20 protein-coding genes and 1 tRNA gene are annotated in these 24,314 nt (G+C 67.9%); 9 read left to right on the top strand and 12 right to left on the bottom strand.

The annotated features are described in order from the left end of the window. Window positions 1-16: 16 nt before the first annotated feature. From AVT10_RS17540 to AVT10_RS18430, 3 genes are all read left to right on the top strand, one after another. Entirely contained in the window at window positions 17-1,210 is a 1,194-nt protein-coding gene (locus tag AVT10_RS17540) for a hypothetical protein (RefSeq protein ID WP_066694497.1), read from the top strand. After that, on the top strand, window positions 1,197-2,207 hold the full coding sequence (locus tag AVT10_RS17535) for a hypothetical protein (RefSeq protein WP_157092809.1): 1,011 nt from the start codon (window positions 1,197-1,199) through the stop codon (window positions 2,205-2,207). The genes AVT10_RS17540 and AVT10_RS17535 overlap by 14 nt, the downstream gene beginning before the upstream one ends. 211 nt (window positions 2,208-2,418) lie before the next feature. Continuing rightward, on the top strand, window positions 2,419-2,595 hold the full coding sequence (locus AVT10_RS18430; protein ID WP_157092808.1) for a hypothetical protein: 177 nt from the start codon (window positions 2,419-2,421) through the stop codon (window positions 2,593-2,595). Window positions 2,596-2,855: 260 nt separating this feature from the next. Here the strand turns inward: AVT10_RS18430 and AVT10_RS17530 are convergent. The 3 genes from AVT10_RS17530 to moaA form a co-directional block, all read right to left on the bottom strand. After that, a tRNA-Asn gene (locus AVT10_RS17530) sits at window positions 2,856-2,930 on the bottom strand. A gap of 68 nt (window positions 2,931-2,998) precedes the next feature. Continuing rightward, complete coding sequence (locus tag AVT10_RS17525; protein ID WP_066694491.1) at window positions 2,999-3,769, bottom strand: NAD kinase; 771 nt, start codon at window positions 3,767-3,769, stop codon at window positions 2,999-3,001. Further along, window positions 3,766-4,764, bottom strand: coding sequence for a GTP 3',8-cyclase MoaA (moaA, locus tag AVT10_RS17520; RefSeq protein WP_066694484.1), 999 nt, complete (start codon window positions 4,762-4,764; stop codon window positions 3,766-3,768). Before moaA ends, AVT10_RS17525 begins: the two co-directional genes overlap by 4 nt. A 93-nt stretch (window positions 4,765-4,857) precedes the next feature. Here moaA and AVT10_RS17515 point away from each other — a divergent pair, with 93 nt between their 5' ends. Further along, entirely contained in the window at window positions 4,858-6,828 is a 1,971-nt protein-coding gene (locus AVT10_RS17515) for a putative bifunctional diguanylate cyclase/phosphodiesterase (protein WP_232308072.1), read from the top strand. Window positions 6,829-6,947: 119 nt separating this feature from the next. Here AVT10_RS17515 and AVT10_RS17510 read toward each other — a convergent pair whose 3' ends face one another. Both AVT10_RS17510 and alr read right to left on the bottom strand, forming a co-directional pair. Then, window positions 6,948-8,198: a D-amino acid dehydrogenase gene (locus tag AVT10_RS17510; RefSeq protein ID WP_066694482.1), complete on the bottom strand. Its 1,251-nt coding sequence runs from the start codon at window positions 8,196-8,198 to the stop codon at window positions 6,948-6,950. After that, complete coding sequence (gene alr, locus AVT10_RS17505) at window positions 8,186-9,298, bottom strand: alanine racemase (protein ID WP_066694481.1); 1,113 nt, start codon at window positions 9,296-9,298, stop codon at window positions 8,186-8,188. Before alr ends, AVT10_RS17510 begins: the two co-directional genes overlap by 13 nt. Before the next feature lie 121 nt (window positions 9,299-9,419). On the opposite strand from alr, the gene AVT10_RS17500 reads away from it, so the two are divergent. After that, complete coding sequence (locus tag AVT10_RS17500) at window positions 9,420-9,875, top strand: Lrp/AsnC family transcriptional regulator (protein ID WP_066694480.1); 456 nt, start codon at window positions 9,420-9,422, stop codon at window positions 9,873-9,875. 188 nt (window positions 9,876-10,063) lie between these two features. On the opposite strand, the gene AVT10_RS17495 is transcribed toward AVT10_RS17500, so the two are convergent. Next, the gene (locus AVT10_RS17495) at window positions 10,064-10,588 is read right to left on the bottom strand and encodes an alpha/beta hydrolase (protein ID WP_066694478.1); all 525 of its coding nucleotides are present in this window, start codon (window positions 10,586-10,588) and stop codon (window positions 10,064-10,066) included. 184 nt (window positions 10,589-10,772) lie between these two features. Here AVT10_RS17495 and AVT10_RS17490 point away from each other — a divergent pair, with 184 nt between their 5' ends. Further along, window positions 10,773-11,018 (top strand): hypothetical protein, encoded by a 246-nt coding sequence (locus AVT10_RS17490; RefSeq protein WP_066694475.1) that lies wholly within the window; start codon window positions 10,773-10,775, stop codon window positions 11,016-11,018. Next, window positions 11,015-12,034: a DUF6976 family protein gene (locus tag AVT10_RS17485; RefSeq protein WP_066694472.1), complete on the top strand. Its 1,020-nt coding sequence runs from the start codon at window positions 11,015-11,017 to the stop codon at window positions 12,032-12,034. Before AVT10_RS17490 ends, AVT10_RS17485 begins: the two co-directional genes overlap by 4 nt. 7 nt (window positions 12,035-12,041) lie before the next feature. Here the strand turns inward: AVT10_RS17485 and AVT10_RS17480 are convergent, their stop codons facing one another. Next, entirely contained in the window at window positions 12,042-12,494 is a 453-nt protein-coding gene (locus AVT10_RS17480; protein ID WP_066694470.1) for an Lrp/AsnC ligand binding domain-containing protein, read from the bottom strand. A gap of 191 nt (window positions 12,495-12,685) precedes the next feature. Here AVT10_RS17480 and putA point away from each other — a divergent pair, with 191 nt between their 5' ends. Beyond that, on the top strand, window positions 12,686-15,784 hold the full coding sequence (gene putA / locus AVT10_RS17475) for a bifunctional proline dehydrogenase/L-glutamate gamma-semialdehyde dehydrogenase PutA (RefSeq protein WP_066694465.1): 3,099 nt from the start codon (window positions 12,686-12,688) through the stop codon (window positions 15,782-15,784). Here the strand turns inward: putA and AVT10_RS17470 are convergent. The 3 genes from AVT10_RS17470 to AVT10_RS17460 all read right to left on the bottom strand — a co-directional run bounded on the left by AVT10_RS17470 (window position 15,774) and on the right by AVT10_RS17460 (window position 20,190). After that, window positions 15,774-16,931, bottom strand: a complete 1,158-nt coding sequence (locus AVT10_RS17470; RefSeq protein WP_084401854.1) for a glycoside hydrolase family 68 protein — start codon at window positions 16,929-16,931, stop codon at window positions 15,774-15,776. The genes putA and AVT10_RS17470 overlap by 11 nt on opposite strands. Beyond that, the gene (locus AVT10_RS17465) at window positions 16,928-18,262 is read right to left on the bottom strand and encodes an MFS transporter (protein ID WP_066694464.1); all 1,335 of its coding nucleotides are present in this window, start codon (window positions 18,260-18,262) and stop codon (window positions 16,928-16,930) included. Before AVT10_RS17465 ends, AVT10_RS17470 begins: the two co-directional genes overlap by 4 nt. Before the next feature lie 131 nt (window positions 18,263-18,393). After that, entirely contained in the window at window positions 18,394-20,190 is a 1,797-nt protein-coding gene (locus tag AVT10_RS17460) for an aminopeptidase P family protein (protein WP_066694461.1), read from the bottom strand. Between the two features lie 84 nt (window positions 20,191-20,274). On the opposite strand from AVT10_RS17460, the gene AVT10_RS17455 reads away from it, so the two are divergent. Beyond that, window positions 20,275-22,332 carry a S9 family peptidase gene (locus AVT10_RS17455; protein ID WP_066694460.1) on the top strand — a complete coding sequence of 686 codons (2,058 nt, stop codon included), beginning with the start codon at window positions 20,275-20,277 and terminating at the stop codon, window positions 22,330-22,332. Between the two features lie 114 nt (window positions 22,333-22,446). On the opposite strand, the gene AVT10_RS17450 is transcribed toward AVT10_RS17455, so the two are convergent. Both AVT10_RS17450 and purE read right to left on the bottom strand, forming a co-directional pair. Next, on the bottom strand, window positions 22,447-23,505 hold the full coding sequence (locus AVT10_RS17450) for a 5-(carboxyamino)imidazole ribonucleotide synthase (RefSeq protein WP_066694457.1): 1,059 nt from the start codon (window positions 23,503-23,505) through the stop codon (window positions 22,447-22,449). Next, window positions 23,502-23,987: a 5-(carboxyamino)imidazole ribonucleotide mutase gene (gene purE / locus AVT10_RS17445; protein WP_066694455.1), complete on the bottom strand. Its 486-nt coding sequence runs from the start codon at window positions 23,985-23,987 to the stop codon at window positions 23,502-23,504. Before purE ends, AVT10_RS17450 begins: the two co-directional genes overlap by 4 nt. Window positions 23,988-24,314 lie beyond the last annotated feature (327 nt).

The raw sequence follows: 24,314 nt of genomic DNA, 5'->3' as shown, positions 1-24,314 counted from the left end.
TGTGAACCCGCGCAAAATGGCGGACGGCAAGCGCGGCTATTATTGGGCGCGTCCGGCATGGGCCAAGCCGCCAGCTGAGCGGCATGGCAAGACGTGCCCGGTCGTGTCGAGCACGCTGGGCACTGACCTGGCGACGGCGATCACGCGTGCCAACGCGATCAACGAGGCGTTCGACCAGTGGCGCAAAGGTGAGGGGGCGAAGCTCACGCCCGGTACGGTCCGCTGGCTGTTCGACTGGTATCGCAAGCTCGAGCGCTTCACCGCGCTCCGCCACAACACCCGCGCCGGCTACAAGCTGGCGATGGAGCAGGTCTGCGCGATCGAGATGCGGTCCGGCACCTTGGGGCAGCGCCGCGCGCCCGCGATCGACGCGACGGCCGCCGACAGCCTGTACAAGAAGGCGAAGGCCAAGCACGGAGATCGACAGAGCGCCTACATGATGCAGGTCTGCCGGCTGGTCTGGAACCAGGCGGCGCGACATCACAAGCAGACGGGGGTGAAGGAGAACCCCTTCGCCGGCATGGGCATCCAGTCGAGCAGCGGGGCAGGGCGGGGCAATCGCGCCGCCACTCGCGCCGAATACGACCTCTATCGGGCCACCGCGCGCGCGATGGGCAAGCAGAGCATGGCCACCGCCGCGGCGATCTGTTTTGAGGCCTGCCAGCGGGTTTACGACGCATTCGGGTTCGAGGACCCGGACAAGCGTGTGTCGCGCGGGGTGACGTGGGGCGGGTACGTGCCGGCCGAGCGAATCGGGCTGATCCAGTCGAAGACCGGCAACGTCGTCGACATTCCGCTGGTCGACGGGGTCGGCGAGGATCGGGTCGAGCTATATCCGGAGCTGGAGGCCGAACTGGCCCGCATGGAGCGCGGCGCTGACGATGCGCTGATCGTGCGCGATGAGCGCACCGGCAAGCCTTACACGCCGACCTACCAGGTCCAGCTGCACCGGCGCATCCGCAAGGCAGCCGGACTGCCGGACGACCTCAAGTTCACCAGCTTCCGCCACGGCGGGATTACCGAGATCGGCGATAGCGGCACCGACGACGTGCGCGCGGTCAGCGGGCACAGCACGCTCGAGGTCACGCGGATCTACAACAAGGCCAATCAGGAAAAGGCGCGGCGGATCGCCAGCCGGCGGCGCGAGCACATCGAGCTCGTCGCTGCGGGCGCGGTGGCCAACCAGGGAGATGATGATGCCGAAGGATGACACCAGCCGCATGACCCCCACGAACGACGCGCCGGTGACGGTGGAGCAATGCGACCGGGACGAGGCCGCGGCAATTCACAGACACTTTTGCGCGTATATTGAGGCTACCGACGTGGCAAACGGACGGGCAGAGGGCGACTACGTTCTCGGCATTGTCGCCCGCCACCGCCTTGCCGCCATCGCCTCCGCGCCGGTCTTTCCATCACTCGAATTGTGCGTGCAATTCAGCGACGACGGCCAGCATATCCGCAAGTGGTCGCGGTTGCCCTTTGACGGCGGAACCTGCCTCTATTCGCATCCAGCCTCCGCGCCTGCCGGGGATGGGGTAAGCTTGCGGGAAGCGCTCTCGCAAGCACGCCAGTATGTCGAGCGCAAGTCGTGCGACGCCTTCGACGATCGCGAGGACAAGCTGCTCGCTGCCATAGACGCAGCCCTCGACCGCCCGCGCGCAGCGGTGGGAATTGATGCCGGAATGCAACAGGCGGTAGCGGAAGTGCTGAACGCGGCATGGGGCCTATGCGACGATACCGCAGAAGGCAGCAGCGACATACCACGGGTGCCGCGAGAAGCATGGATGAGACAGTCTGCCGCTCTTGATGCGCTAGAGGCGCTGATACCGGTAAGCGAGCATCCGTGCCTGCCGGGTGTAGCCGCTCGCTTGATCGCAGCCGGTCCCGAAGAAGCGAGCGATCCTGCCGTGAGTGGATTGCAGCCGGTTCATGGCCACGCGGAAGGGCGCGGCGCGCATGACGGGTACAACTGCGACTGCCCGCGCGCAGCGTTGGGGGAGCGGGAGGCGATCGCGCGGCTGATCTACAGCTGGCACCCGCACATCCACAGCGGTCGCACTGACGCAGCGTTGGAAGCTGGCGACCCGCACGGCACTCATAGCCTCGCGGATTGGCACGAGCTGTCGGCAGAGGTGCAAGACCATTTCCTCAAGCGCGCCGACGCCATCCTCGCCCTGCAATCCCCGCCCGCGAAGGTGGAGGGGTGAGCTGGGCGGACGAACTGCCCCGCATCCGAGCAGAGGATGCGGCGTGGCGCGCGAAGCATGGCCCAGCCCTGAAAGCCCGAGATGAGCAGCAAGCAAAAGACCGAGAGCGATTTGCGGAGATTGTGGTAACCGGGTGCAAGGCGCAATCCATTGATGAAAGAGACGCCGCGCTCGTGTTTGCCAAGACGGGGATTGTGGTAGAGGTTGACCCATGACCACCGACCGCCACCTCGCCGACACGATCGCCGTAAAGACCGCCATCGCGCGGTTAGAGGATTTCGTCGCGGCACATACGGACGGCGACCTGCCGAGCGTGGACGACTTGCGCCTGGTGATCGAGGCGGCGAAGCGCGGTGCCGATGTGGTCGAGCTGCGCGGGCTGGAATGAAGCCGGTCCTCGCCAGCTGGCAGTATTGGGCCGGGGTGGCGTTCGGGCTGGTCGGTCTGGCTGTGGCCGTTGCCGCTAGCGGTTGGCTTTTGGGTAGCGGCGTACCGCTCGACGCGTCCGATTCGCAGCGCGCCGATACCAGCCGCCTGAGCGCCGGAACAGACCGCGAATGTCAAAACGTCTGTCAAAAGACTTGTCAAAACGCCGAAACTATCCGTTCGGCCCCGCCGGAGAAAGTCTAGGTTTTCCGGGGGGTTCGCTGGCTCCCTGAGTAGGATTCGAACCTACGGCCGCTCGATTAACAGTCGAGAGCTCTACCGCTGAGCTATCAGGGAACAACTGCGAGGCCGCGTCTTTAGCAGCGGATTCGGGCTTTGCAACGCCTAATTTCACTTTTTGCGCGTCAGCCGGCGAACTGCTCCATCGTGATGCGGTCGTCGAGCGCATGTTCGGGATCGAACAGCAGCGTCAGGTCGCGCACCCGGTCGACCGCGACATCGACCTGCGCCACGTCGCGCACCTCGCGCTGGTCGGCAACCGCCGATACCGGGCGCTTGTCGGGCTCCAATACGCGCAGCGTGATGCGCGCCTTGTCGGGCAGGATCGCGCCCCGCCAGCGCCGCGGGCGGAACGGGCTGATCGGCGTCAGCGCCAGCATGCCGGACCCCATCGGCAGGATCGGGCCGTTCGCGGACAGGTTGTAGGCGGTCGACCCGGCGGGCGTGGCCGCCAGGATGCCGTCGCACACCAGCTCGGGCATCACCACCCGGTCGTTGAGCGACACTTCCAGCTTGGCGGTCTGCCGCGTCTCGCGCAGCAGCGAGACTTCGTTGATCGCCGGCAGGACGCGCACCTCGCCGTCCATCGTGGTCGCGGTCATGGTCAGCGGGGATACGCGGAACGGCTTGGCCCGGCCCAGCCGCCGGTCCAGCTCGTCCATGCGCCATTCGTTCATCAGGAACCCGACCGTGCCGAGGTTCATGCCGAACACCGGCACGGTATTGCGGCGCTCCAGCAGCATGTGCAGCACCTGCAGCAGGAACCCGTCGCCACCCAGCGCCACGATCAAATCGGCATCCTCGACCCCCGCCCAATCATAGCGGGCGCGCAGCGTCTCCTCGGCCGCGCGCGCCTGCGGCGTGGGGGAGGCCAGCAAGGCAAGGCGCGTCGTCATCCGCCGGTCACACTCATATGGCGGGCAACGGCCGGCGCCGCCCCGGTTTCGATGCGGAAGTCGTGCGCGGCCGGCTTGCGCGGCAGCGCGGCGTCGAGCGCGGCATCGACCGCCGCGATCCCGCCCTCGCGCAGCGCATCCTTCAGGTCGACATGGTCGTCATGGCCCAGGCAAAGGTACAGCTTGCCCTCGGTCGTCAGCCGCACCCGGTTGCATCCCGCGCAGAAATTGGCGGTCAGCGGCGAGATCAGCCCCAGCCGGTTGCCATGCTCGGCCACCCGCCAATAGCGTGCCGGCCCACCGGTCTGGTGGCTGTCGCGCGTCAGGGTGAAACGGTCCGACAGCGTGTCGAACACGCGGGTCAGCGGCACGAACCGGTCGGTGCGGTCCTCGTCGATCGCGCCCAGCGGCATCGTCTCGATCAGCGACAGGTCGTGCCCCTCACGCCCGCACCAGTCGAGCATGTCGCCGACATGGTCCTCGTTCAGCCCTTTCAGGACCACCATGTTGATCTTGATCGCCATGCCCGCGTCGCGTGCGGCGGCGATGCCGTCCAGCACCTGCGCGACATCGCCGTGGCGAGTGACATAGCGGAAGATTTCAGGGTCGAGGCTATCGAGGCTGACGTTGATCCGCCGGATGCCGGCATCGGCCAGCGCCGGCGCATGTTCGCGCAACCGCGTGGCGTTGGTCGTCATGGTCAGTTCGGACAGGCCGCCCCCGATCATCCGGCCGAGCCGCTGGCACAGTTCGGTCACACCGCGCCGGACCAGCGGCTCGCCACCCGACAGGCGGATCTTGTCGATCCCGCGCGCCACGAACCGCTCGGCGATCAGTGCGATCTCCTCCAGGCTCAGCACCTTCGAACGGGGCAGGAAGGTCATCGCCTCCGCCATGCAGTATCGGCAGCGCAGGTCGCACCGGTCGGTCACCGATATGCGCAGATAGCGGATGGTGCGGCCATGCGCGTCGATCAGGGAGGGGGCGCAGGACATTGCCGACCAAGCTAAGGTGCCCGAACGGACCATACAAGGTGTCCATTGCCGCCGCCCCAATGTCTCCATATTGTCCGCGCCCATGGGTGGGATTTGACCGCATGGACCGGCCACGATGCGGCGCAGCAGCGCGCGCTGTTCGTGCTGTCGTTTCGACAGCGTGACGAACTCGCCGCGATCCTCTCGCGCGCCGGCTGGCGGGTCGTCGCCGCACGCCGGTCGGACGGGCTACGTCAGCGCGTTGCCGCCAGCGGGACTGCCATCGCCATCGTCGATGCGCGCGGCGCGATCGACGAAGGAATCGCCGCCACCGCCGAACTCGCCCGCATCGCCGGCCATGGCGACGCGCTGCTGGTGCTGGTGTCGCGCGGCGATGTCGACCGGCTGGGCGCGCTGCACGACGCCGGCGCGACGCATCTGCTGGTCAGCCCGATCGGCAGCGAGGTGTTGTTGCAGGCGGTGCGCTCCGCCGAACGCCATGTCGTCCGCATGGGCGGCGGCTGGCATGATCCGACCGCCGGGGCGGGCGCGCCGCTTGGCTGGCGGCACGATGCCGAACGCGGCTCGCTGCAACTGACGCCCGCGCTGGCGGAGGCGACCGGCTTTGCCGAATCGAGCGACCCGCGCGCGCTGCTCCGTGCGCTGGGGCCGGACGGGCGGCGGATCGCGCTGGCGGCGATCCGGCGATTGACCGACAACCTGCCCGCCACCGCCTTCGCCCATGACCTGCCGGGGCTGGGGCGGGTGGTGCAGCATGTCGCGCGGGATGCGCATAGCGGGCGGTTGCACGCGCTGATCGAACCATTGGCGCGCGTCGGCGATATCGGCGCGGTGGTGCGCGAGGCGCTGGGGTCGGTGCGCGACCATGCCGGGGCGCAGCGCTGGCTCGACCGCCGGATCGAGGGGGGTGAGCGCCCCGGCATCCGCGTGCTCGCCATCGCCGGGATCGATCCGATCAACCGGCAACAGGGGCGGGTGGTCGGCGACACGCTGTTGCGTGCCGTCGAACGCCGCATCGAACAGGCGGTGCGCGATGCCGGCGTCGCCCGCGCGGCGCTGGCCCGGCTGGGCGGGACCGAATTCGGCGTGCTGCTGCCGCACGGCAATGACGAAGGGCTGGAGGAGGCGCTGCGGCAGGCGCTGGCGCGTCCGTTCGTCGCGGGCAGCGGCATGGTGACGCTGGGACTGCGCCAGGCATGCGGCGTGGCCGCGCCGGGCGAGAGCGGCGACCAGCTGATCCGCCGGGTCGAGGGCGAGCTGCCCGGTGCGCGGGCCGATGATGCGCAGGGGCCGCTGGCCGCGGACGGCGCCGACGTCCTTGCCGGCGAGGTGCATCGCGCGATCGACCGGGGGGAGATCGCGATCCGCTTCCAGCCGCAGGTCGACCTGCTCGCCGGCCGCATCGTCGGGGTCGAGGCGCTGGCACGCTGGGACCATCCCGAACGCGGCGAACTGGGTGCCGAACTGCTGTTCGCCGCCGCGACCCATGCCCGGCTGGCGGGGGTGTTGTCGGCGCATGTCCAGCATCTTGCGATGCGCATCGCCGCCGGCTGGGACGCGCCGCTCTCGCGCCTGCGCCTGTCGATCAACGTCACGGCGGAGGATGTCGCGCAGCCCGACTTTGCCGAAACCTTGCTCGCCGCCGCCGACGACAGCGGCTTTCCGCGCGACCGGCTGACCGTGGAGATTACCGAGAGCGGGCTGATCGCCGAACTGGGCGAGGCGGCGGGGCTGCTCGCGACGCTGCGCGCGGCCGGCTGCCGCGTCGCGATCGACGATTTCGGCACCGGCTATTCCAGCCTCGCCTATCTCAAGGCGCTGCCGCTCGACTATCTCAAGCTCGACCGGCGGCTGACGCAGGATATCGTCGGCTCGCACCGCGACCGGGTGGTGGTGCGCGGCGTCATCGACATGGCCCGCTCGCTCGACCTGACGGTGATCGCCGAAGGGGTCGAAACGGTCGACCAACGCGACGCGCTGGCGACCGAGGGGTGTCAGCTGTACCAGGGATTCCTGTGCGCCGAACCGCTGACGGTGCCGGCGCTCACGGCGTTGCTGGGGTAGGGGGCGCAAGTATCGTCATCCCCGCGAAGGCGGGGATCCATATACGCAGCGGTTGCGAATCGTTCCCTAACGTCAGCGTCTATGGATTCCCGCCTTCGCGGGAATGACGAGCCTTTGGCTCAATACCGAGCGATCGACAAATCCTCCGTCTCGATCGCCGCGCGCCTGCCGGACATCAGGTCGGCGATCACCGCCGCCGATCCGCATGCCATGGTCCACCCCAGCGTGCCGTGTCCGGTGTTCAGGAACAGGTTGCCGAACTTCGTCGGCCCCACCACCGGCGTACTGTCCGGCGTCATCGGCCTGAGCCCGCTCCAGAAACTCGCTCGCGACGTATCACCCGCGCCGGGGAACAGGCTGCCCAGCGAATATTCCAGCGTCGCCCGCCGCGCTTCGGGCAGGTCGTTGTTGAACCCCGAAATCTCCGCCATGCCACCCACGCGGATGCGGTCGCCCAGCCGGGTGATCGCGACCTTGTAGCTTTCGTCGAGCAGCGTCGACACCGGCGCGCGCCCCTCGTCGACGATCGGCACCGTGATCGAATAACCCTTCACCGGATAGACCGGCAGTTTCAGCCCCAGCGGCCGGACCAGCTTCGGCGAAAAGCTGCCGAGCGCCACCAGATAGGCGTCCCCCGTCACCATGCCCGCATCGGTCTCGACCCCCGCAATCCGGCCGCCCTGCCGGACCAGCCGGCGGATCGTCGTGCCCATGCGGAACTCGACCCCCGCTGCCGCCGCCATCTTGGCCAGCCGGTTGGTGAACTTGAAGCAGTCGCCCGTCTCGTCGCCCGGCAACCGCAAGCCGCCCGCCAGCGGAATATTGCTCCCCGCCAGCCCAGGTTCGGCAGCGATACAGCCCGCGCGGTCGAGCACTTCGTACGCGACGCCATCGGCCTTCAGCACCGCGATATCCTTGTCGATCCCGGCCAGCTGCTTCTCCTCGCGGAACAGCTGCAACGTGCCCTGCGACCGCTCGTCATAGGCAATGCCGGTGGCGCCGCGCAGTTCGATCAGCTTGTCGCGGCTATATTCGGCCAGCCGCACCATGCGCCCCTTGTTCACCGCATAGTCGCGCGCATTGCAGTTGCCGAGCATCGCGACCAGCCAGCGCAGCATCGCCAGGTCCATCTGCGGCCGCAGGATAAGCGGGGCGTGTTGCATGAACAGCCACTTCATCGCCTTGGCCGGAATGCCCGGCGCCGCCCAGGGCGAGGCATAGCCCGGCGAGATCTCGCCCGCATTGGCGAAGCTCGTCTCCAGCGCCGGGCCGGCCTGCCGGTCGATCACCACGACCTCATGCCCCGCTTGGGCCAGATACCATGCCGAGGTGACGCCGATCACCCCCGCGCCCAGGATCACGATCCGCATGTTGCGTCCTCTTGTTGGGTGAGGGCCACGATCCGCCGGGCATGGCGGTGGCGCAGGCTGGTCAGGATTTCATAGGCGATGGTTCCGGCATCCGCCGCGACCGCATCGATGCTCTGGTGCGGGCCGATCAGCTCCGCATTGGGTGTCGCGACCAGCAGGTCTACGGCCACATCGGTCACGTCGATGCAGATGCTGTCCATCGACACCCGCCCGGCGATCGGCGCGCGTACCCCGGCGACATAGGCCGCGCCCCGGTTGCTCAGCATCCGCGGCCAGCCATCGGCATAGCCATAGGACAGGGTCGCGATCCGCCGGTCGTGGCTTGCGACCGAGGTCAGGCCATAGCCCACGCCGGTCCCCGCCGGCACGTCGCGCCACTGCACGATCCGCGCCTCCAACGCGACGACCGGCCGCATCGGATTGGGCCGCCCGTCCTGCGGTGCCCCGCCATAGAGCGCGATTCCCGGCCGGACGAGGTCGCCATGAAACCCGCCGCCCAGGAACGATCCCCCCGAATTGGCCAGCGACCGCTCCGCCGGGGGCAGCATCGCCGCCAGTTCGTCGAACCGCGCCCGCTGCGCCGCGTTCGCGCCCGATCCCGGTTCGTCGCCGCAGGCGAGGTGGCTCATCACCAGCACCAGCTCGATCCCGCCCAGCATCGTCGGGTCGGCGGCGATCGCCGCGACCTCGTCCGGGGCCAGCCCCAGCCGCGACATGCCGCTGTCGACCTGCACCGCCGCCGGCAGCCGCCGCCCGGCGATCCGCCCCGCCGCCGCCCAGCGCTCGATATCCGCCGGGCAGTTGAGCACCGGCACCGCATCGGCGGCGATCAGCGCCGCTTCCTCGCCCGGCGCGATTCCGTTGAGCACGAACAGCCGAGCATCGGCGGGCAGGGTCGGGCGCAGCGCGGTGGCTTCCCCGGTCAGCGCGACGAAGAAATCGCGGCACCCCGCGCGGTACAGCGCATCGGCGACGATCCCTGCGCCCAGGCCATAGCCATCGGCCTTCACCACGCCCGCCGCCCGCGCCGGGGCGACGGTCGCCGCGATCGTCCGGTAATTGGCGACCAGCGCGTTCAGGTCGATCGTCAGCAATGCCATCGTTCCATGCTCTCCGTAAGCCCAGCGTAGCGCAGATAGTATCGCAGGTTTTGCGATTGTGCCGCATCTTCTGCCGTAATAGCGTAGGTACGCAATAATTGGCGGGTTGGACGCAACGAAGATGAACCTCGACGCCATCGACCGCAAATTGCTGAACCTGCTGCGGCTCGACGCCCGCCGCCCCAACAACGCGCTGGCGGCGGAGGTCGGGCTATCACCCTCCGCCTGTCTCCGCCGGGTGCGGTTGCTGGAGGATGCCGGCGTCATCCGCGGCTATACCGTCGTCACCCGCGCCGACCCGGCCGACCATGGCGCGACGGTGATCGTGCAGGTGACGCTGGAGCGCCAGACCGAGGAATATCTTTCCCGCTTCGAAGCGGCGGTGCGCCGCCATGCGGAGATTCAGGAATGCTGGCTGATGACCGGCCAGTCCGATTACTGGCTGCGCGTCGCGGTCGAATCGGCAGCGGCGTACGAGGCGCTGCACACCGACATATTGTCGCGCCTGCCCGGCGTGACGCGGATCAATTCGAGCTTCGCGATGCGCAATGCGTTGATGCCCAGGCGCCGGGGGTGAGGGCGGTTCCCACCATACCCTACCGTTCGGTTCGAGCAGCTTCGAGCTTGTCGAGAAGCGCCCGTCGAGAACCCCCGGTTTGGGGCGCCCCCTTCTCGACTACGGTTCTCGACAGGCTCGAACCTCCGCTCGAAGCAAACGGGGGGAGGGTAGAGAGCGGCCGGGAAAGAGAGAAGTCGGCCGGAACCCTACCCCAACCCCACCAGCCTCTCCGCCGTCCGCACATCATGCGCGACCACCGCACCGCTCAACCGGTCGATCAGCCGCAGCAACCCGCCACCGCGCGCCGCGCTGTCGCCGGGCATCACCTCGCTGCCCCATTCGCGTGCCAGCGTCTCGATCCGCCCGGTGCTGTCGAGCGTCATCGACCGGAACGGCAGCAGGGTCGCGGGCGATGCGAAGCGGCTGTCGCCATCCGCGACCATCGGATCGACCAGGATCGCGCCCGCCACCCGCTGCACATAATGCGACGGCGACAGCCGCGCCCACCACGCCGCCGCGCGGCACCCGGCACCATGCGCCAGCAGGATCACCTGCCGGTCCGCCTCGCTGACGAACCGGTCGATCCGCGCGCCCAGCATGTTGCGCTCATTCTCCCGCCCCAGCGGCAGCAACGTCGCGCGCAGCCGCTCGATCACGTCGTTCAGCGCGGGCGGGGGCGTGCCATCGGACAGGGCAAGCACCGAATATCGGGTGTCGGCAACGGCAACCATCGTGTCGTCTCCCCTCCTGCGGGTGATGTACGGCAGGCTATCATGCCTGCATCCCCGCGCAATGGCGCAAACGCGCCGTGACGGTGAAGCGATCCCGAAATGCCACGGATCGCGCCGCTACAGACGTATACTCCATGTTAAAGCGCATGCCGTTATCGCAGGCCGGGTGAGAGGTCCGGAAGGCATGACAGATACAATCGATATTCCTTCGGCAGCCGATCCCCGTTGGGACGCGGTGCTGTCGGGCGCGGTCCGCCCGGCGTATAAATGCCTCGCGCTGCGCATCCTGATGATCCGCCTGACCCATGCCTATGCCCGCGACGATGCCGACCGGCCGGCGCTGGTCGAGGAACTGCGCCGCTTCTTCCGCGACAATCTGCGCTTCGCCCGCGAAGACTATGCCACGATCTTTCAGGGGAAGCCCCAATGACCGCGTCGAACCCGTTCCATGCCGACCGGTCGCTGTACAGCGTCGACGAGGTCGCCGCGATGCTGGCCGCCGGCGAAACCCTGATTTTGGCGGGGGAGGAGCGCCTGCTCGCCGCGCTGCCCCGGGGCGAATGGGTCGGCGGCACCAGCCCCTATTTCATGACCGCCGAAGCCGGCGGGGCGCATGCGCCCGACCGCATCTTCGTCCAGCGGATGCCCGCCTTCGCCTCGGTCGCATGGGTCGGGATGCTCGATCGCGCCGCCCTGCCGGACATGGCGGCGCTCGGTCCCGACAATGGCTATACCATCCTGCTGATCCCGGGGCAGAGCGAGGTCCATCGCGACTTCGCGCTCCACGGCATCGAATGGCCCGACATGTTCCGCCGCCCGGTGGTGGGCTGGGTCACCGGCGTCGCGGGGCAAGCCGCCGCGACCGACCGTCCGAAAGTGTTCGACGGGCGCAGCGGTCGTTCGGCCGACGATCGGGCGGTGGTGCTGCATGTCGCGCTGCCCGACCATGCCTTTGCCCGTGCCGATATCGTCAACCTGTTCGCGCCCGACATGGACGGGCCGGTGCTGACCTTCGACACCGATACCGGCTTTACCGTCGAACACGTGTCGGTCGATGGCGTGCCGACCCGGCTGGTCGATCATATCGCCGCGAACGGCATCGACACCCGGCTGCCGCTGGTCGCCGATTACAACGGCACGATGGTCAATGTCGCGACCGCGGGGATCGACGAGGCGACCGGGCGTGTAACCTTCTTCGCCCCGGTCTATGGCCATGTCGCCTATCGCTTCGCCCGCCCGGTCGAGGATTATCCGCGGCAATTCGCCGAACAACTGGGCAGCCCGGGTGGCGAGGTCGTGTTCAGCTGCAACTGCATCCTGAACTATATGTACGCGGGACTTGAGGGTGAGCGGCCGGGCGACATGACCGGTCCCGTCACCTTCGGCGAAATCGCCTATGTCCTGCTCACCCAGTCGATGGTCTATCTGGTAGTCGAACAGGATTGAGCGCGGCTTAGAGCGGCAGCGCGGTCGTCGCCTTCACTTCCTCCAGCACGGCATAGGTCCGCGTCTCGCGTACCCCGGGCACGGTCGTCAGCGTCCGGCCCAGGAACGCCCGATACGCATCCATATCGGCCATGCGAACCTTTAAAAGATAGTCGAAACCGCCCGCAACCATATGACATTCCAACACTTCCGGCAGGTCGCGGACATGGTTGGCAAAGGCGGTGAAGACGTCGTCGGTGGTGCGGTCCAATAGTACCTCGATGAATACCAGCAGCGACCGGTCGAGCTTTCCCGGATCGAGCAGCGCGGCGTACCCCCGGATAACGCCACTCTCGCGCAACCGCCGCACCCGTTCGAAACAGGCGGCGGGCGACAGGCCGCACTGCGTCGCCAGCGCCTGATTGGTGATCCGCCCATCGCCCTGCAACACCCGCAGCAACTTCCGGTCCGTCTGGTCCATCGCAACCACCTCTCCCACACTCTACGTCACCCCGGGCTTGACCCGGGGTCCCGCTTCTTCTTCTACCACGTCCGAAGATCAGGCGATACTAACGCCCTTATCCAGGAAAACTATCGTCTGATCGCCCCAACATACGAAGCACCTTTGTCTTCAACCGCGATATACCGACGAACCGACATACGGAGAGACGAATGCCCGCGATCGATTGGGATGCCCTGGACGCCGACAAGTTCATCGACGAGAGCGTCCTGCTCCCGCAGTTGCTTGCCCAGGTGCCGCTGACCCAATCCGACCGCGCGGAGATCGTCGCCAAGGCCGCGAAGCTGGTCGAACGCACCCGCGCCGCCGCCGCCAAGCCCGGCGTGGTCGAGGGCTTTCTCCAGCAATTCTCGCTGGGCACGCAGGAGGGGCTGGCGCTGATGTGTCTGGCCGAGGCGCTGCTGCGCACCCCCGACGCCGCGACCCGCGACCGGCTGATCGCCGAAAAGGTCGGCACCGCCGACTGGGCAGCGCATCTGGGCCAGTCGTCCAGCCTGTTCGTCAACGCCTCGACCATCGGCCTGACGCTGACCGGCAAGCTGGTCGGCGACGAAGGGCCGGCCGGCATCGGCGAGACGATCCGCCGCCTTGCCGGGCGGCTGGGCGAACCGGTCATCCGCCGTGCGCTGGCCGCCGCGGTCGGTATCATGGGCGACCAGTTCGTGCTCGGTTCGACCATCGAGGCCGCGCTGAAGCGTGCCGCGAAGGAAGGCTATCTCTGCTCGTTCGACATGCTGGGGGAGGGTGCGCGCACCCCCGCCGATGCCGAACGCTATGAACATATCTACGCCGCCGCGATCGAGGCGGTCGGCCGCGCCCGCGCGCCCGGCAGCACGCCGGAGGAAGGGCATGGCGTCTCGGTCAAGCTTTCGGCGCTGTGCCCGCGCTATGAAGCGGTGCGGACCGACGACGTGTTCGCCGACCTCTATCCGCGCATGAAGCGCCTCGCGCTGATCGGCGCGCGCCACAATCTCAACCTCGCCATCGACGCGGAGGAAGCCGACCGCCTCGCCCTGTCGCTCAAGCTGGTCGACCGGCTGGCGCGCGAGAGCGAGCTGGGCGACTGGACCGGTCTCGGCGTCGTGGTGCAGGCCTATGGCAAGCGTGCGCGCGGGGTGATCGACGGGCTGGAACGGCTGTCGCGCGACACCGGGCGGCGGATCATGGTCCGGCTGGTCAAGGGCGCCTATTGGGACAGCGAGGTCAAGCGCGCGCAGATCGCTGGCCATCCTGGCTATCCGGTGTTCACGTCGAAGGCCGCGACCGATCTGTCCTATCTGGTGTGCGCGCATAAGTTGATCGCGGCGGCGCCGGCGCTCTACCCGCAGTTCGCGACCCATAACGCGCACAGCCTGATGGCGGTGCGCCACATGGCCGACCGCGCCGGCGTGCGGATCGAGCACCAGCGGCTGCACGGCATGGGCGAGGGGCTGTACCGACAGGCGGCGGCAACTATCGGCGATAACGCCTTGATCCTGCGTGCTTATGCGCCGGTCGGCGGGCATGAGGAACTGCTGCCCTATCTCGTCCGTCGCCTGCTCGAAAACGGCGCCAACAGCAGCTTCGTCAATGCCCTGCTGGACGAGGAAGTGCCGGCGACGACGCTGGTCGCCGATCCGGTCGCGGCGGTTGCGGCGACCCCGCGTCAACATCCGCGCCTCCCGTCCCCATCCGGCATCTATCCCGGCCGCGGCAACCCCCTTGGCCGCGACTATTCCATCGCCTCGGTCCGCGCCCGGGCAATGTCGGTTCGCGACACCTTCGCCACCATCCACGCCGGCCCGATCGTCGGTGGCCAGACCCTTGCCGGCACCGGCGCCGTGCCCATGGCCAGCCCGGTCGACCATGGCCGGACCATCGGCTCCGTCACCGCCGCCACCCCCGCCGAAATCGACCGCGCCGCCGCGCTCGCCCGTGCCGCCCAGCCCCGCTGGAACGCCATGGGCGGAGTTTCCCGGGGGAAAATCCTCCGCGCCATGGCCGACGCCCTCGATGCGCAGATGGACCGCTTCATCGCGATTCTCTCCGCCGAAGCCGGCAAGACGTTGAACGACGCGGTAGCCGAAGTGCGCGAGGCGATCGATTTCTGCCGCTATTATGCCCTGTTGGCCGAAACCCGCTTCGCCGGTCCGACCGTGCTGCCGGGGCCGGTCGGCGAAGTGAACCAGATCGAACTCCACGGCCGCGGCGTGTTCGTCTGCATCAGCCCATGGAATTTCCCGCTCGCGATCTTCACCGGACAGGTCGCCGCCGCGCTCGCCGCCGGCAACGCCGTCCTCGCCAAGCCCGCCGAACAGACGCCGCTGGTCGCCGCCGAAGCCGTCCGCCTGTTCCATTCGGCCGGGCTCGATCCCGATCTGCTGGCGCTGCTGCCGGGCGACGGGGCGGAGGTCGGCGCGGCGCTGGTCGCGCATCCGGCCATTGCCGGCGTCGCCTTCACCGGCGGCACCGACACCGCCTGGGCGATCAACCGCAGCCTCGCCAACCGCAACGGTCCGATCCTGCCGTTCATCGCCGAAACCGGCGGCTTGAACGGCCTGTTCGTCGATACCAGTGCGCTGCGCGAACAGGTGGTCGACGACGTGCTCCTCTCCGCCTTCGGCTCGGCGGGGCAGCGTTGCTCGGCGCTCCGCCTGCTGTACCTGCCCCAGGATACCGCCGACGCGACGATCGAGACGCTGGTTGGTGCGGCCGGCTGCATGGTGATCGGCGATCCGTCCGATCCGGCGACCGATATCGGCCCGGTGATCGACGCGGAGGCACGCGATGCCCTCAATGCCCATGTCGAACGCCTCGAGCGCGAGGCGAAGATCCTGTTCCGCGCCGACGCCCGCGGCCACGACTCGCGCGGCACGTACTTCGCGCCGGTCATCGCCGAAGTGCCCAGCCCCGACTTCCTCGAACGCGAGGTGTTCGGCCCGGTGCTGCACGTCTATCGCTACGACCCCGCCGACCTCGCATCGGTCGCGGGAAGGCTGGCGGCACGCGGCTATGGCCTGACGCTCGGCATCCACAGCCGCATCGACCGTTTTGCCGAGGAAGTCGCCGCGCTGGTTCCGGCGGGCAATGTCTATGTCAACCGCTCGATCATCGGCGCGGTCGTCGGCGTCCAGCCCTTCGGCGGCGAAGGGCTGTCGGGCACCGGTCCGAAGGCCGGCGGACCCGATGCGCTGCTGCGCTACGCCGCCGAACGCTCCACCTCGATCAACATCATGGCGAAGGGCGGCGACCCGGCGCTGCTTAACCTGTAGGGGCGCCAGAACCGGCGATCGTCACCCGGTCGCCGGTGAAATCGAGCTGGAAGAACGGGGCGGCGGTCCCACCGAACCGGGCGCGGCGCAGCGCCACGTCGGCGGCGGCATCCGCTCCGTTCAGCCCGGCATAGTCGACGAACGCGGCGACCTGTCCCTCGCCGGTGACCCACCAGCAATAGGCCTGCGTCGGCTCGGCCGCCGGGTTGCCGGCGACGAGGCCGCTGCCGTTCACCGGCCGCCATGGCCCGTCCATGCTGTCGCCGACCATCGCGTACAACCCGGTGGGGGCGGGCAGGCCGCGGGCAAAGCGCTTCGCCTGGGTCGACCAGAACAGGTAATAGAGCCCGTCGCGCAGGATGATGTGCGGGCGTTCCAGCTCGCTGTTCACGCCGATCGCGTCGACCAGCGGCGTCGCCAGCTGCCATGGCGCATCGGCCCGCTCGCGGCTGGCGATGCCGATCACCCCGTCCAGCTGGGCATCGGTCCATGCCGCCGATCCGACGAACAGCAGATGGTCACGACCGGTCGCCGGATCGTGGAAGAAGCCGGGATCGCGAAACCCCTTGATGCCGGTTGCCGGCGCCTCGACCTCGTCCGCGATGCGGTAGCATGCGCCGTCTGCCACGACGCTCTCCACCGGCGTCGACCAGTGCTCCGTCCGCGCGTCGTCGCCCTCGACGGTAAAACGACCGACCGTCTCGAACAGCCTTTGTTCGAAGCTGTGCGGCCCGTCCCGCCGGCCGGCGGCGGTGAAATACATCGTCAGCGTCGCACCATCGTCGGCCAGCACCGCCGACCCCGACCATTCGCGGCTACCGGGGGTAAAGCCGTCCGGGAACGCCGCACCATGCAGCCGCCAGCCATCCGCGCCATGGCTGGTCAGGTAGATGCGCGCCGCATCATGCCGTGCCTCCGGATCGTCGAAGCGCGGCGTGCCAAGGAAGAACCAGTAGCTCCGCCCGTCGACGAACACCGTCGACCCGTCTGCGCGGGCGATCTGCCACATGTCCCAGAAGTCGTATGCGGGATCGATCGGCACGATGTCGGCGGGGCTCAGAATCGGCAGCCGGTCCGGGCCGTCCGGCGCGATCCGCGCTACCTGCTCGGCCGACCAGCGCGTCGGTGCGGTAGGGGCTGCGCTCAACGGATCGCTCCGACCGGCAGGCCATCGGCGTTGCGCTCACGCACGCTCCACACCGCCACCGCTGCGCAGAACATCAGCACGCCGCACAGCGTCAGCACGTTGCGCGGGTCGCCGCCCAGCAGGGGTTGGTAGAACAGCCACATCGTTGCCGAAAAGATCAGCATCGGGATGACGATCATCATGTTGAAAATGCCCATATAGACGCCGGTCCGCTCCGGCGGGATCGATCCGGCAAGGATGATGTACGGATTGCCCATGATGCTGGCCCAGCCGAGGCCGATGCCGACCGCCGGCAGGAACAGCAGCGCCTTGGACGTGACATGCGGCAGGCAGACCATGCCGATGCCGGCGGCGATCAGGCTGAGTGCGTGGAGCGGCGCGGCTCCGATCCGCCGTGCGATCGGGACCATGGCAAAGGCGGCCAGGAACGCGACGCCGTTATAGAAGGCCGCCATCTCGCCATTGGTCAGCACCGCCGAATGGAACCCGGACGAGGTCGGATCGGCGGTGCCGTAGACCGAGCGGCCGATCGTGTAGATGACGTAATTCCAATAGGCCATCATCGCGTACCATTGGAACAGGCTCATCAGCGCGAGCTTGCGCATGGCCAGCGGCATGTCGCGGATCGCGCTGCCGATTTCGGCGAGCGTCGCCCCGAACGACTTGGGCTTGGCGGCGATCGCGGTCTTTTCCGCCGGGGTCAGCGGCAGTTCGGGCACGCGCAGGATCGACCACAGGATCGTCGAGATCGACAGCACCGCCCCGACCATGAACGCGACCCGCGCCGTGTAGGGAATATTGTGGGTATCGACCCAGTCTTGGTTCATCCCCGCCCACACCAGCAGCGAGGGCGTGAGGAAGGCCAGCATCTGCGCCAGGCCGGTAAAGGCGCTCTGCGTGAGGAAGCCGATCTGGTGCTGATCCTCGTTCAGCCGGTCGCTGACATAGGCGCGATACGGCTCCATCGTGATGTTGTTGCCGGCATCGAGGATCCATAGCAGCGACACCGCCATCAGGATCGAACTCGACAAGGGCATGAAGAACAGGCCGAAGCAGCACAGCACCGCGCCCATCACGAAATAGGGCGTCCGCCGGCCCCAGCGGCTATCGGTACGGTCGCTCAGCGCACCGATCAGCGGCTGTACCAGCAGTCCGGTCAGCGGCCCGGCCAACTGCAGCAGGGGCAGCTGCGACTCATCCGCGCCCAGATAGCTGTAGATCGGCGCCATGTTGCCCTGTTGCAGCCCGAAGCTGAACTGCAGGCCGAGGAACCCGAGGTTCATCTCAAGGATGCGGGGTAGGGACAGGTGCGGTTTCATCGGGGGCGCCATGGTCGATCCTGCTCCTTGCACATCGGTCTGACGCCGACGCGACGCTTGTCGCGCGTCACGGAGTAAATTGCAACAATCGATTGCATTGCATCATGCTCTGGTTGGCGCATGGGCACGCAACCCGCTCGACCTCAGCTAAGCGGAGCGCATTTTGCCGATAGCCATGCCGCGGTTTCGTTATCGAGCAGCGGCGTCAGCAACGCCTCGACCCGCGCGTGATAGGCGTCGACCCAGGCCCGTTCGGCATGGGTCAGCAGGGCCGGGACGATCAGAGACCGTTCGATCGGTACGAAGGTCAGCGTTTCGAACGCCAGCATGGGCAGGTCGCCGCCGGGAATGTCGCACTCGACCACCAGCAGCAGGTTCTCGATCCGAATGCCGTATTTACCCGCCTTGTAATAGCCGGGTTCGTTGGACAGCATCATGCCGGCGCGCAGCGGCTCCAATGGTCCGCCACCCGGATAATTGGGGGCGCCGATCCGCTGCGGACCTTCATGTACCGACAGGAAGGCGCCGATGCCGTGGCCGGTGCCATGGGCATAATCCAGCCCGGCCTCCCACAACGGCCGCCGTGCGAAGCCGTCGATATGCCCGCCGAGGGTGCCGTCCGGGAAGATGGCGGTGTCGATCGCGATATGGCCCTTCAGCACGCGGGTGAAGCGGTCGCGCATTTCGTCGGACACCTCGCCGACCGGCATGACGCGGGTGATGTCGGTCGTGCCGTCGGCATATTGGCCACCGGAGTCGATCAGGTAGAGCTGGCCGGGCAGGATCGGCGCGTTGCTCTCGACCGTCGCCTTGTAATGCGGGCTGGCGGCGTGGGCGCCGGTCGCGCTGATCGTGTCGAACGACAGGTCGCGAAGCAGCCCGGTTTCGCCGCGGATCGCTTCGAGGCGGTCGGATGCCGACAGTTCGCTCAGCGTGCCGGAGGGGGCGGTTTCCTCGAACCATTTCAGGAAGCGGGCCATCGCCGCGCCGTCGCGTGCCTGGGCGCTGCGATGGCCGGCGATCTCGACCGGGTTCTTGATTGCCTTGGCCAGCACGGTCGGGTCGCGCTCGGCGACCACCGTCGCGCCGCCGCGGCGTAGCGCTTCGTGGATCGCGGCGACGGCGCGGTCGGGATCGGCGGCGACGCGCTTGCCAGCGAAACGCCCTAGCGTTGCAGCGAAGTCGGTCATCGGGCGGACGGTGACGGCGTTGCCCAAGTGGCGGGCGACGTCTTCGCCGACCTTGCCGGGTGCAGCGAACAGTTCGGCGGTGCCATCGGCATGGACGATCGCATAGCTAAGCGCGACCGGGGTACGCGCAACATCGCTGCCGCGCACGTTGAAGGTCCATGCGATCGAGTCGAGTGCGGTCAGCACGACGGCATCGGCGCGGCGCTCGGCCAGCCATTCGCCGACCGCGGCGCGCTTGTCGGCGGAGGTGCGGCCGGTCAGGCTATCGTCCTGCGCCGTCATCGGCGCGGGCGAGGGGGCGGGACGGTCGGTCCACAGCGCGTCGATCGGGTTCGCGTCGACCGGCATCAGCGCCGCGCCGACATCGGCCAGCGCGCGTTCGGTGGCCGCAACCCAGTCGACCGTCGCCAGCCATGGATCGAAGCCAATCCGGTCGCCTTCGCGCGCGTTGGTCCGCAGCCAATCGGCCATCGACGTCGCGGGAACCTGCACGAACTGCCAGTCGGCGGCGTCGACCTGCTCGCGGACCTGCAAGGTATAGCGGCCATCGGTGAACATCGCGGCGGTGTCGGCGAGCACGACGGCGCTGCCGGCCGACCCCTTGAACCCCGTCAGCCACGCGAGGCGCTGCGCATAGTCGCCGACATATTCGCTCATATACTCGTCGGTCAGCGGTACGACGAAGCCGGTCAGGTCGAGCGTGGCGAGATGGGCGCGCAGAGCCGCGAGGCGTTCGGTGTGGATGGTCATGTGCCGCTCGTATCAGTCGAAACGGCTGCGCAAAAGCCACAAGCTCGCTCGACTTCCGCACGCGTCCGTCCCACATGGGCGGCTATGACGAAGCCCATTCCGCCGATCGCCGAACAGCGCCCCCACAGCTACGAACGCCACGGGATTACCGTGTCCGATCCGTGGGCGTGGCTGCGCGACCCCAATTACCCGAAGGTCGAGGACGAGGCGGTCCTCGACTATCTCAAGGCCGAGAACGCGTACTTTGAGGCGGTGATGGCGCCGCACCAGCCGTTGATCGACACGCTGTTCACCGAGATGCGCGGCCGGATCAAGGAAGACGACGCCACCGTGCCGCAGCGTGATGGCGACTGGTGGTATTGGTCCGATTTCGAGACCGGTGGGGAATATCGTCGTTGGTGGCGGCGGCCGGTGGCGGGTGGGGAGGATGAACTGATCCTCGACGAACCGGCGCTGGCCAAGGGCAAGGAATATTTCCGGCTGGGCGCGCTGTCGGTCAGCCCGGACGGGCGGCTGCTGGCCTATGCGATCGACGATGACGGCGGCGAGCGGTTCGAGGCGCGGGTCAAGGACCTGACGACCGGCGAACTGCTGGATGATGTGATCCCGGGCACGCTGTCCGAACTGGTGTGGACGGCGGATTCGGGCGGGTTCCTCTACGGCCTCGCCAACGAGCAGTGGCGGACGGACAATGCCCGGTTGCACCGGATCGGGACGCCGGTCGAGCAGGATGTCGAGCTGTACCACGAGGCCGACGAAGGCTGGCGGGTGTCGGTCGGGGAAACCCAGTCGCGGCGGTTCCTGGTCATCTCGGCGGGGGATCACGTCACCAGCGAGGTGCGGCTGGTTCCAGCGGACGATCCGACCGCCGAGCCGCTGCTGGTCAAGGCGCGCGAGGAAGGCGTCGAATATGATGTGGAGGAGCATGACGGCACCCTCTTCATCCACACCAACGATACCCATCCGAACTTCCGGCTGGCGACCGCTCCGCTGGAAGCCCCGAGCGACTGGCAGGAGGCGATCGCGGCCGACCCGCATTTCTACATGACCGGGGTCACGACCTTCGCAAAGCTGTTCGTGGTGGAGGGACGGCTCGATGGGCTCGATCAGATCCGGCTGCATGATTATGCCGGCGGGCCGGCGCGGCCGATCGAGTTTCCGGAAGCGAGCTATGTCGTCGGGCTGGGCGACAATCCGGAATATGACGTCGACACGCTGCGGCTCGGCTATGAATCGATGGTCACGCCGGGCACCGTCTATGACTATGACGTGGCGAGTGGCGAACTGACCGTCCGCAAGGTGCAGACGATTCCGTCGGGTTACGACCCGGACAAATACGCGACCGAGCGGCTGGAGATCACCGCGCGCGACGGCACCGCGATCCCGTGTTCGGTCGTGTATCCCAAGGACTTCCCGCGCGACGGGACGGGCAAGCTCTATCTCTACAGCTACGGCGCCTATGGCTATGCGATCCCGCCGGGTTTCTCGACCAGCCGCATGTCGTTCCTCGACCGGGGCATGGCGTTCGCCATTGCCCATATCCGGGGCGGCGATGACCTCGGCCAGCAATGGTATCTGGACGGGAAGCTGGAGAAGCGGACCAATACCTTCAACGACTTCGTCGATGTGGCGAAGGGGCTGATCGAGCTGGGCTTTACCGACCAGGGCAAGATTGCGATCGCCGGTGGGTCGGCCGGTGGCGAGCTGATGGGTGCGGTGATGAACTCCGACCCCGAGCTATGGGGTGCGGTGGTGGCCAGCGTGCCGTTCGTGGACGTGCTGAACACCATGCTCGACGACAGCCTGCCGCTGACGCCGGGCGAATGGCCCGAATGGGGCAATCCGATCGAGGACAAGGCGGCGTTCGAGCTGATCGCGTCCTACAGCCCTTACGACAACGTGACGGCGCAGCCCTATCCGCCGGTATTCATTTCGGGCGGGCTGAACGATCCGCGCGTGACCTATTGGGAGCCGGCGAAGTGGGCGGCGCGGCTGCGGGCGACCAAGACGGACGACAATGTGCTGCTGCTCAAGACCAATATGGGCGCGGGCCATGGCGGCAAGTCGGGGCGGTGGGAGAGCCTGAAGGAAGCTGCCGAGGAGATGGCGTTCGTGCTGTGGCAGTTGGGGGTGGAGGGGTAAGACCCTCGCCCTTCCATTCACGGGCGTCACCCCAGCGAAGGCTGGGGTCTCTGGCGGCTCTTGTCCGTGACATAACCGGGAGACCCCAGCCTGCGCTGGGGTGACGCTTGGGGTTTAGCGTGTCACCCGCGTCACATGGCCCATCTTGCGGCCGGGGCGGGCTTCGTGCTTGCCGTAGAGGTGGAGGTGCGCGCCGGGTTCGGCGAGCAGGGCGGGCCAGGCCGCCACGTCGTCGCCGATCAGGTTGGTCATCTTGACCCGCTTGGCGGTCATCGCGACGCTGCCGAGCGGGAGGCCGAGGACGGCGCGGACGTGGTTTTCGAACTGCGAGGTCTCGCTGCCCTCGATCGTCCAGTGGCCTGAGTTATGGACGCGAGGGGCCATTTCGTTGAACACCGCGCCGTCGCGGCCGCAGAAGAATTCGAGGGTCAGGACGCCGACATGGTCGAGCGCCTCGGCGACCTTCGCCGCCAGTGCCTCCGCCTCGGCGCACCAAGGGGCGATCGCGGGGGCGGGGACGGTGGAGGTGTCGAGGATGCCGGCCTTGTGGACGTTCTTGGGCGTCGGGTAGGTGACGACCGCGCCGTCGAGGCCGCGGGCAAGGACGACCGAGAACTCGTCCTCGAAACCGACGAACGCTTCGAGGATCGCCGGTCCGCCGCCGATCGATTCCCATGCGGCGTCGGCGTCGGTGGGTGCCATCAGGCGGGCCTGGCCCTTGCCGTCATAGCCGAAGCGGGTGGTCTTGAGCACCGCCGGGCAACCGACCTGCGCGATCGCGGCGTCGAGCGCGGCGCGGTCGGCGACTTCGGCCCAGCGGGCCGGGCGGCCGCCCAGTTGCTCGACGAAGCTCTTTTCGCGGACGCGGTCCTGCGCGACGGCCAGCGAGCGGGCCGAGGGGCGGACCTTGTCGCCCAGTGCCTCGATCGGGGCGGCGGCGATATTCTCGAACTCGTAGGTGACCACGTCGACCTGGGCGGCGAAGGCCTTCAGCGCGTCGACATCGTCATAGGCGCCGCGGCTATGCGCGAAGGCGATGTCGTTGGCCGGACCGCTGTCGGGGGCATAGACATGGATGCGATAGCCGAGCTGCGCGGCGGCGACGCCGATCATCCGGCCGAGCTGGCCCGAGCCGATGATGCCGATGGTCGAACCGGGGGGCAAAGCCGTCATTGCGGGTCGATCGCCACGCTGTCGGTCTGCGCCTTGCGCCACGCGTCGAGCCGTTCGGCCAGAGCCTCGTCGTGGGTCGCGAGGATCGAGGCGGCGAGGAGGCCGGCGTTGATCGCGCCTGCCTTGCCGATGGCAAGCGTGCCGACCGGCACGCCGCCGGGCATCTGCACGATCGAGAGCAGGCTATCCATGCCCTTCAGCGCCTTGGATTCGACCGGTACGCCGAGCACGGGCAGGCGGGTCATCGAGGCGACCATGCCGGGCAGGTGGGCGGCGCCGCCGGCCCCGGCGATCACGACCTTCAGCCCACGGTCGACCGCGCTGGTGGCATAATCGACCAGCCGCTGCGGCGTGCGGTGGGCAGAGACGACCTTTGTTTCATGGGGGACGCCCAATTTGGTCAGCACGTCGGCGGCATGCGCCATCGTGTCCCAGTCCGAAGTGCTGCCCATGATGATGCCGACCAGGGTCACGTCGTTCATTGTCTGCCCGAAACGCTTTGGGGAAGCGCGCTGCTTAGGGAAGGGGGTTGAACAGGGCAAGCGGAAGGATGCCGTACGGGCATATTCAAAGTCCAAAGTTCACTAAGTTCACACTAGTGGCGTGTTCGGGCGCGGGTGCCGGCGTGGCCAAAGTTCACTAAGTTCACGCTAACGACGGTTTCGCGGCGTCGCGCGTTTGCGGGCAAAGTTCACTAAGTTCACACTCGTGCGATGTTTGCGCGGTGGGTCGGGCGGCGGTGTCAAAGAGCGGTGGCCGGGGTGAGGGGCCGGTGGGGAGTTTGGCGGGGGTGGGGCGTGTAGGAAAGG

Source organism: Sphingomonas hankookensis (assembly GCF_001619955.1).
Lineage (GTDB): Bacteria > Pseudomonadota > Alphaproteobacteria > Sphingomonadales > Sphingomonadaceae > Sphingomonas > Sphingomonas hankookensis_A.
The sequence above is the reverse complement of the archived record's forward strand: the minus strand, read 5'-3'. Positions and strand labels throughout refer to the sequence as shown.